9 protein-coding genes and 1 pseudogene are annotated in these 7,617 nt (G+C 69.0%); 6 read left to right on the plus strand and 4 right to left on the minus strand.

Going from position 1 to position 7,617, the window contains the following annotated elements:
- The 5 genes and pseudogenes from D7X55_RS31745 to D7X55_RS31765 form a co-directional block, all read left to right on the plus strand.
- A pseudogene (locus D7X55_RS31745) lies at positions 1–189 on the plus strand (hypothetical protein); the annotation flags it as partial.
- A 14-nt stretch (positions 190–203) separates the two neighbouring features.
- Entirely contained in the window at positions 204–923 is a 720-nt protein-coding gene (locus D7X55_RS31750; RefSeq protein WP_120547459.1) for a VTC domain-containing protein, read from the plus strand.
- Between the two features lie 6 nt (positions 924–929).
- Complete coding sequence (gene tmk / locus D7X55_RS31755) at positions 930–2,639, plus strand: dTMP kinase (protein ID WP_121725022.1); 1,710 nt, start codon at positions 930–932, stop codon at positions 2,637–2,639.
- A 5-nt stretch (positions 2,640–2,644) separates the two neighbouring features.
- Positions 2,645–3,355, plus strand: coding sequence for a DUF4956 domain-containing protein (locus D7X55_RS31760; RefSeq protein WP_120547464.1), 711 nt, complete (start codon positions 2,645–2,647; stop codon positions 3,353–3,355).
- The gene (locus tag D7X55_RS31765) at positions 3,352–4,158 is read left to right on the plus strand and encodes a hypothetical protein (protein WP_121725023.1); all 807 of its coding nucleotides are present in this window, start codon (positions 3,352–3,354) and stop codon (positions 4,156–4,158) included. Before D7X55_RS31760 ends, D7X55_RS31765 begins: the two co-directional genes overlap by 4 nt.
- A gap of 272 nt (positions 4,159–4,430) precedes the next feature.
- Here D7X55_RS31765 and D7X55_RS31770 read toward each other — a convergent pair whose 3' ends face one another.
- The 4 genes from D7X55_RS31770 to D7X55_RS31785 form a co-directional block, all read right to left on the minus strand.
- Positions 4,431–4,724, minus strand: a complete 294-nt coding sequence (locus D7X55_RS31770; RefSeq protein WP_120547456.1) for a hypothetical protein — start codon at positions 4,722–4,724, stop codon at positions 4,431–4,433.
- Positions 4,721–5,128: a hypothetical protein gene (locus D7X55_RS31775; protein WP_121725024.1), complete on the minus strand. Its 408-nt coding sequence runs from the start codon at positions 5,126–5,128 to the stop codon at positions 4,721–4,723. The genes D7X55_RS31770 and D7X55_RS31775 overlap by 4 nt, the downstream gene beginning before the upstream one ends.
- 185 nt (positions 5,129–5,313) lie before the next feature.
- On the minus strand, positions 5,314–5,532 hold the full coding sequence (locus tag D7X55_RS31780) for a hypothetical protein (protein ID WP_147442680.1): 219 nt from the start codon (positions 5,530–5,532) through the stop codon (positions 5,314–5,316).
- A gap of 101 nt (positions 5,533–5,633) precedes the next feature.
- Complete coding sequence (locus D7X55_RS31785; RefSeq protein WP_014398265.1) at positions 5,634–5,831, minus strand: hypothetical protein; 198 nt, start codon at positions 5,829–5,831, stop codon at positions 5,634–5,636.
- Positions 5,832–6,039: 208 nt separating this feature from the next.
- Here D7X55_RS31785 and D7X55_RS31790 point away from each other — a divergent pair.
- A partial coding sequence (locus D7X55_RS31790; RefSeq protein ID WP_121725025.1) for a metallophosphoesterase occupies positions 6,040–7,617 on the plus strand: 1,578 nt, incomplete at its 3' end.

The following is a 7,617-nucleotide window of genomic DNA, read 5'->3' on the forward strand; positions in this document are numbered from 1 at the left end:
GTGGTGGGGGCGGAGGCGCTGCAGTTGCAGGGCGGCATCCAGGCGCAGGGGCATTCGGTGACGGGGGGATTCAACGTGTTGCTGGCGGATTCGTTCAAGGCGCAGGTCCAGGCGGAGCGGGCGCTCCGGCCAGGGGACGTGGCGCCCGCGCTCGAGCTGTCGGTGCAGCTCGCCACCCGCTTCCGATGAGGAGACACCTGGACATGATCTCGTTCGCGGAAGGCGAAGTGACGAAGCTGCGGCGTGAGTTCAAGCGCGTGCTGGAGGCCTCCGAGGCCAAGGGGGTGTGCTCGCGGCTGTCGCAGGAGCTGGGCGGAGTCCTTCCGCCGCCCACGCGCATCGTGTCGGTGTACTTCGACAAGCCGGGCTATCCGCTGACGGCGCGCGCGCTGAGCACGCCGGAGGACTGCCTCAAGGTGAGGACGAAGGAGTACTCGCCGGACGTGGGCGCCGCGGGCCGTGAGCGCGTGGTGCTGGAGGTGAAGCGCGAGCGCAACGGGCTGACGCAGAAGCGGCGCGTGTGGGTGCCCCGCGCGGAGCTGGGCCGGGCCATCCGGGGCGGCGTGAGCCTGCTGCCGCTCTTCACCGGCGGCAGCCTGTCGCCGGTGCTGGCGGTGACGTACCGGCGGCACGTGTACCAGGTGTCGCAGGAGTGGCGCGTGACGGTGGACCGGGACATCGGCTTCCACTCCGTCTCGCCGGAGCTGGCCCTGTCGCCGCTGGCGTTGACGGTGGAGCGGCTGGGGATGCCCGCGTGGGAGGACTCGCGGGTGGTGGTGGAGGTGAAGCACCTCGGGGCGGCGCTGCCCGAGTGGCTGGCGGCCCTCAATCCAGGGGGGCCGACGGCGTACAGCAAGTTCGCGGAGGGCATGGCGCGGGTGCATGCCTTCACAACAGGTGGCGTTGGGGTCGTAGGGGGTTAGGGCACCGTGTTCATCGATTTCGAAGGCATTGACGGCAGCGGCAAGACGACGCTGTCCAACCTGCTCGCGTCCCGGCTGAAGAAGCTGGGCTACAAGGTCGCGCACGCGCGCGAGGGTGGCGAGTTGCAGTCGCCCACCGCGCGGCGCATCCGGGAGCTGACCCGCGACGCGAAGCTTTTGGAGATGTGCCCGCGCGCCGAGTTCTTCCTGAACCTGGCCCGCGACGCGCAGCAGCTGGATGAAGTCATCGCGCCCGCGCTGAAGCGGGGCGAGGTGTGCATCACCGACCGCTACCTCTACTCGCAGCTGGCGCTCACGGGCGGCGGGCGGGGCCTGAAGGAGGAGCAGCTGCTGCCTTCCTGCGAGCTGGCGTCGCAGGGGCTGTGGCCGGACCTGGTCATCCTGGTGGACGTCGACCCGGACCTGGCGCGGCTGCGCAAGCGGCTGGGCAAGGTGCAGAGCGGCAAGGCGAACGACTCGGACAGCCGCAAGGGTCTGGTCGGCGCGGGGCTGGCGGTGCGCGTGCGCGAGGCGTTCCTCGCGCAGGCCCGGAAGGACCCGTCGCGGTGGATCATCCTGGAGAACAATGATCAGCCGCTGCGCGTGCTGGAGCAGCGCCTGGTGGAGGCCGTGGTGGCGCGGCTGGAGGGCCGTGAGCAGCCGGTGCAGCGGCTGGTGCCCGCCCCTTCCCTGCCCTCGTGCGTGGCGTCGGTGGACGACGTGGAGGAGCGCTTCTTCCAGGCGGTGGACGCGCTGGAGGCGCGCGAGCCGCAGCTGGCGGCGTGGCTGCTCAACGGCATCCCGGGCCTGCCCGCGCACCAGCGCCGGCTGGCGTACGCGGAGCGGCTGCCGGGGCTCGTCGCGCGCAGCCTGAACGGGCTGGAGGACGACACGGCGTGGACGCTGCGCGACGTGCTGTCGGCGAGCGTGCCGGCGGACGTGGCGGAGGGCCTGGGGTTCGTGACGTCGCCGCGCTCGCACGCGCTGCGGCAGCGGCTGTACGCGCAGGCGCCCGCGGCGGTGCTGGAGGGCCTCAAGCGCCAGGACTCGCCGGAGGCGTGGGCGCTGCGCGAGCGGGGCGTGAAGGACGGGCACCTGGCCGCGGTGCTGCTGGGCCTGGCTGGCGTGGACGGCGACGAGTCCTGGGTGATTCGCGAGGCGGGCATGCAGCGCAAGCTGTACTCGGAGGTGGCGCGCAGCCTGGGCGGACTCACCACGGAGCGCGCGGAGGCGCTGCGTGAGGCGCTGATTCCGCACGACCGGCTGGCGGTGCTCAAGAGCACCACGGGGCTGGAGACGCCGGTGGCGGTGGGCCTGCGTGAGCAGCTGGAGAAGGGAGCGCTGAAGCTGGTGCTGCGCTCGCTGACGGGCGTGGACACGCCGCGGGCCTGGGCCATGCGTGAGCGGGGCGCGGCGCTGACGAAGGAGGCGCTGGACTCGGTGGATGGGATGGACTCGCCGGCCGCGTGGAAGCTGCGTGCCTCCGCGGCGCGCCGGTGGCCGGCGACGGTGGTGTCCTCGATGAGGGGGCTGCCGCTGGTCGCTGAGACGCGGGCGCTGCTGGACCGCATCCTGGAGGAGCAGGCCGGGAAGCTGCCGGTGCTGCGCAACGCGTACGCGGTGGTGGCGCAGGCCCGCGCGCTGGAGCAGGCGCAGCGGCCGGCGCGGGCCCTGGCGGAGACCCTGAGCGTGGACGCCGGGCGGCAGGAGGCGTGATGCCCATGGAGGGTCCTTTCGGAGCGCTGTTCCAGGACGTGGAGCAGGAGCTGTCGGCGCTGTCGATGGGGGCCATCCTCCCCCGGCTGGTGGCGTCGGCGGTGATTGGCGCGCTGTTGTCGGCGCGCCCCTGGCGGATGTTGACGGGCAAGCCGCTGCCCAAGGTGGAGATGGTGCAGGCGCAGATCCTCCTCTGCGCGGCGGCGGCGGTGATCACTGCGGTGATTGGCAACAGCGTGGCGAAGGCGTTCGGGCTGGTGGGCCTGGGCGGGTTCGTGCGGTTCCGCTCGGGGCTGAAGGACCCGCGCGACGCGGCCATCCTGTTCCTGGTGATTGGCCTGGGCATGGCGTGCGGCCACGGCAACCTGGTGCTGGCGTTCGTGGGCACGGGGTTCGTGGCGGCGCTGCTCTTCGTGCTGGACCTGTTCGAGAAGAAGGCCGTGGCGACGAAGGAGGCGAAGCAGCGCCTGGTGGTGTCCGCGCAGGCGGACGACCTGGTGCGCGCGGAGGCCACGCTGAGGGCCGCGTTGGGGGAGCGCAACGTGATGGTGAAGAGCTGCGCGATGGACTTCTCCGCGCGGCGGGTGGAGCTGGAAGTGGAGGAGCCGGAGCCTGGAAGCCTGGCGGCGGCGTTGGGACGGACGGAAGGGGCGCCCTTGCGGGGCCTGCGGTGGACGGCGGTGAGCGCGAAGGGCGCGCGGGAGGAGATGTCATGAAGTTCAGGAAGCTGGCGGTGCTGTTCGCGGCGTGCGGAGCGCTCGCCGCCTGTGGTGGCGGGGGCAGCCTGCCGACGGGGAATGATCCGGGCGCGCCCACGACGAATCCCGACGGCACGGTGGACCTGCCGGGCACCGGGGTGGACCCGAACACGGGCGGCGGCACGAAGCCGGATCAGAAGCCGGAGATGACGACGCTCTGGCCGCTGACCACGGGCTCCACGTGGACCTACCGCATCACCGACGAGCAGGAAGGTGTCTTCAACAAGGTGGTGACGGTGCAGGGCCCGGAGACGGTGCCGGGCACGACGATGACGGCCGTGAAGGTGCACAGCAAGCAGGACCGCACGCAGTCGGGCACGATCTACGAGGAGAACTCCTGGCAGCTGGAGCTGACCAACGGCCTGGTGGTGCGCCTGCGCGAGGAGGACATCACGGACGGCCTGGCGTCCAAGGCGACGACCTGGTCCCCGGCGATGGTGAAGTCCCTGGCGGCGACGCCTGCCTCCGTGCCCTGGGAGCACCAGGACAAGGTGCGTGAGCTGATCACCTACGCGGCGGGAGGCACGGAGGGCAAGGAGCCGACGTACGTCTGGAAGGTGCTGGAGAAGGACGTCACGGTGACGACGCCCGCGGGCACGTTCACCAACGCCATCAAGGTCCAGCGCGACAAGCTGAACAAGAGCGGCGAGGTGAAGGAGGAGAAGTCGCGCACCTACTGGCTGGTCCCCGGCGTGGGCAAGGTCCGCGAGGACGGGCAACGCCTGGAGGAGCTGGTGTCCTACGACATCAAGAAGCCGTAGGCCGCTGATTCATCTGGATGGGATTGAAGCCCGGGTTGGCGCGAGGGATGCGCTGGCCCGGGCTTTCGATGTCTCTCGTGACTCCGGCCCAGCCTTTCTATCCCCCTGATCAAAATCTCAAGAACGTCATCGCCAAATCGAGGATGTCGTCAGCAGGCGTGTAGTCCTCGATCCCTCCGAGCTCAGCAAGCCCACGAAGAACCACGAACTCATCGTCTGACCGAAGTTTCGCGCGGAGCGACTCATCACGCACCGTCGCAGCCTCCCTTCTACTACGGGTCCGGCTGAAGGTCGCCGACCCTGCCTGTCTCAACGATTTCCTGGATGGCAGACGCGATCCGCTCCCGCGTGACGGAAGCGACGACCACGAGATTCCGCTCAAGAAACACCCTGCTGTCCTTCAATGCCTCATCAACATCTTGGGCCAAGCGAGCCGGACTGTACACGGTGAGCGCGTACCGAAGCCCATGAATCACCGCGACGACTCCGGGGAGCCAGCCTTTGGCCTTAACCTCCCAATCGGAGTCCTCGAAACCAGCCGGAAACTCCAGGACGATGTCGATCATCTGTCCCTCAGCGGCGGGACCTTCAGTCCCTCGAGCGTTGTGGACATCCGCACGGACTTCGCGGCCACCACGCACTTGAAGTCAGGCGAGTAGTGCTCCGGGGCAAACGAGAACAATGTGTTCCCGATTTCAACCTTGAACCTCAGATTCCACTGACGCGCCTCTTCCCCCTCCAGCATCTGGAACACCCTCTTGGATGTATCCGTGTTCCACTCAGCAGGCAGCGAGAGAAGAAAGACTCCGTCAAACTTGATGAAGAGATCCGGCTCCACGGTCGTGTCAATGAACCCGGCGACAATCAGGTTTCCGCCGACGTACTCCCAGATCTCAAAATCCATCCACGGATGGGACCTGATCCGAGAATCAATCCTGTTCACCACGGCAACCAGGTCTGCTTGACTCATTCGCGCATCCGCCCGCACTCCAGTTCCCCGCGCAAGCCATAAGCGGTTTGCTCTGTCTCCAGCCCATGCAGCAGGAGAAAGGCCTTCACATCATCAATGGGCGCCATCTCCACCGCCTCCTGTCCCACGCTTCATTCCGAGGGTGGGGCTCGCGCACTGTAATCCGTCTGCGCAGGCGGTGCGGTTCACCACTGGCCTTCCACGAAGTGGAACTCACGCACTTCGCTGAACATCCAGATGGGTGATGACACGGAGCTCACGACGGACTTCTCGCGGGGCGCGAGCCCTGGAATGGAGTCACGCGCCACCACCAGGCCTCCGGTGAACGGAACGTGCCAGCGGACGGCCATCAGTGCGAAGGAACGCTGCTCGAACACGAGAACGTCTCGAATCTGCGCTGTCATGGAACGGGGTCTCCGGGCGGACCACGCGGGCTCAATGGCTTCCCGTCCCGATAGACGTAGCGCTCGGCCACCCGTTGCCGCGAAGGGCATACTGCCGGCGCTCAGGCCCGTGCGGCGTCGTCGTACGACACGCGCAGGCCGTCGTGCGTCACGGTGATGAAGGGACGCCCCATCCAGCCGCAGTGCGTGCAGACCGCGTTCGGACCGGTCGCGGTCACGCGCACCGGCAGGTCCGACTCGCACACGGGGCACCCGGCGGGCAGGGTGTACTCTCGGGTCTGGGAGTGGACTTCGGTCATGTCTTCAGGGGTAACGCAGCCTTCGGACACCGCAAGACGGCCCCTCTGAAGAACATGCCCGGAAACCTGCAACGCCAGCCCGTTCGTCTGTCTTTCCGCCTCACCGGGGGCTCCCTCCCCTGCCTACTCCCGGGCGGCTGATTTCCGGATGATCGTTGAGCGGTGAACCGTTGCGCCCCCGTCCCGAATGTCTCGGGCCGGAGGATTCATGGACCGGACGAAGTCTTTATCGCTCGCTGCCCTGGCTGCCCTGTTCGTCGGGGGCTTTGCCTCGGGTGACGCGCTCGCCCTGCCGCGTGATCCCTACCTGCAGAAGGTGGGCCCCGACACCGCCACCGTGGCGTTCCGCCTGGCGTCGAACTGCTCCAACGCCCAGGTGCGCTACGGCGTGGGCAACACCAGCCAGACGGCGAAGTCCTCGGCCAGCGCGAAGATCCACGCCGTGGTCCTCACCGGCCTGTCCCCCGCCACCACCTATACATACTCCGTGGACGGCTGCGGTGAGACGACTCCCGCGAAGACGTTCAGCACCGCCCCCGTGCCCGGCACGCGGCGCGTGCACTTCGCCGCGGTGGGTGACTTCGGCACCGGTGGAAGCGATCAGAAGAAGGTCGCCGCCTCCATGCTCACCAACAAGCCGGAGCTCTTCGTCGCCCTGGGTGACAACGCCTACGCGTCCGGCACCGAGGCCGAGTTCCAGAACAACCTCTTCACCCCCATGGCCGCCCTGCTGTCGCAGGTGCCCATGTTCGCCACGCCCGGCAATCACGAGTACGTGACCAAGGAGGCCCAGCCCTACCTGGACAACCTCTACCTGCCCACCAACAACCCGGAGGGCTCGGAGCGCTACTACTCGTTCGACTGGGGCCACGTGCACTTCGTGTCCATCGACTCGAACTGCGCCGTGGGCCTGGCGTCCGCGAGCAAGTGCACGCTCGCCGCGCAGAAGGCGTTCGTGGAGAAGGACCTGGCCGCCACCACGCAGCCGTGGAAGGTCGTCTTCTTCCACCACCCGTCCTGGTCCAGCGGCGAGCACGGCTCGCAGCTCACCATGCGCCGCCAGTTCGGCCCCCTGTTCGAGAAGTACGGCGTGGACCTGGTCCTCACCGGCCATGACCACGACTACGAGCGCAGCAAGCCCATGCTCGGTGACGCCGAGGCCGGCAGGAACGAGGCGGGCATCCCCTACCTCGTCGTCGGCGGCGGCGGCGCCACCCTGCGCACGTTCGCCACGTCGCGCCCGTCCTGGAGCGTCATCCGCGACGACGCGGCCCACGGCTTCCTCGACGTGGACGTCGTCGAGGGCAACCTCACCGCGAAGCTGGTGAAGACGGACGGCGGCGTCCTGGACACCTTCACCCTCTCCAAGACGCTGCCCGCGCCCCCCGAGCAGCCCCAGGGCACGCTGAACGTCGCCGTGAACAGCGCCAGCGGCGCCGCGCCCCACACGGCCTCGTTCACCGCGACCGCGCCCCAGGCCAACGCCACCATCACCTGGGACTTCGGCGACGGCGCCACCGCTGAAGGCCCCCAGGCCCAGCACGTCTTCGCCCAGGCCGGCACCTACACCGTGACGGCCCGTGCCACCGTCCAGGGCGCCGCGCCGCTGACGGCCACCACCGTCGTCACCGTGACGTCCAACGGAGCGACCGACCCCGGGACCGGCCCGGGCACCGGCTCGGGCGAGGACCCCGGCACCACGCCGTCCGACCCCGACCCGCGACCCGAGGTTCCGGCCACACCCACGACGCCGGGCGTCACGCCGGGGGATGGGGAGGGCTCGAAC

Source organism: Corallococcus sp. AB049A (assembly GCF_003668885.1).
Taxonomy (GTDB): domain Bacteria; phylum Myxococcota; class Myxococcia; order Myxococcales; family Myxococcaceae; genus Corallococcus; species Corallococcus interemptor.

What these genes read in the sequence shown, in the direction of transcription:
- D7X55_RS31750 (WP_120547459.1), top strand. Translation starts at nt 204, where the DNA reads ATGATCTCGTTCGCGGAAGGCGAAGTGACGAAGCTGCGGCGTGAGTTC.
- D7X55_RS31760 (WP_120547464.1), top strand. Translation starts at nt 2,645, where the DNA reads ATGGAGGGTCCTTTCGGAGCGCTGTTCCAGGACGTGGAGCAGGAGCTG.
- D7X55_RS31765 (WP_121725023.1), top strand. Translation starts at nt 3,352, where the DNA reads ATGAAGTTCAGGAAGCTGGCGGTGCTGTTCGCGGCGTGCGGAGCGCTC.
- D7X55_RS31770 (WP_120547456.1), bottom strand. Translation starts at nt 4,724, where the DNA reads ATGATCGACATCGTCCTGGAGTTTCCGGCTGGTTTCGAGGACTCCGAT.
- D7X55_RS31775 (WP_121725024.1), bottom strand. Translation starts at nt 5,128, where the DNA reads ATGAGTCAAGCAGACCTGGTTGCCGTGGTGAACAGGATTGATTCTCGG.
- D7X55_RS31780 (WP_147442680.1), bottom strand. Translation starts at nt 5,532, where the DNA reads ATGACAGCGCAGATTCGAGACGTTCTCGTGTTCGAGCAGCGTTCCTTC.
- D7X55_RS31785 (WP_014398265.1), bottom strand. Translation starts at nt 5,831, where the DNA reads ATGACCGAAGTCCACTCCCAGACCCGAGAGTACACCCTGCCCGCCGGG.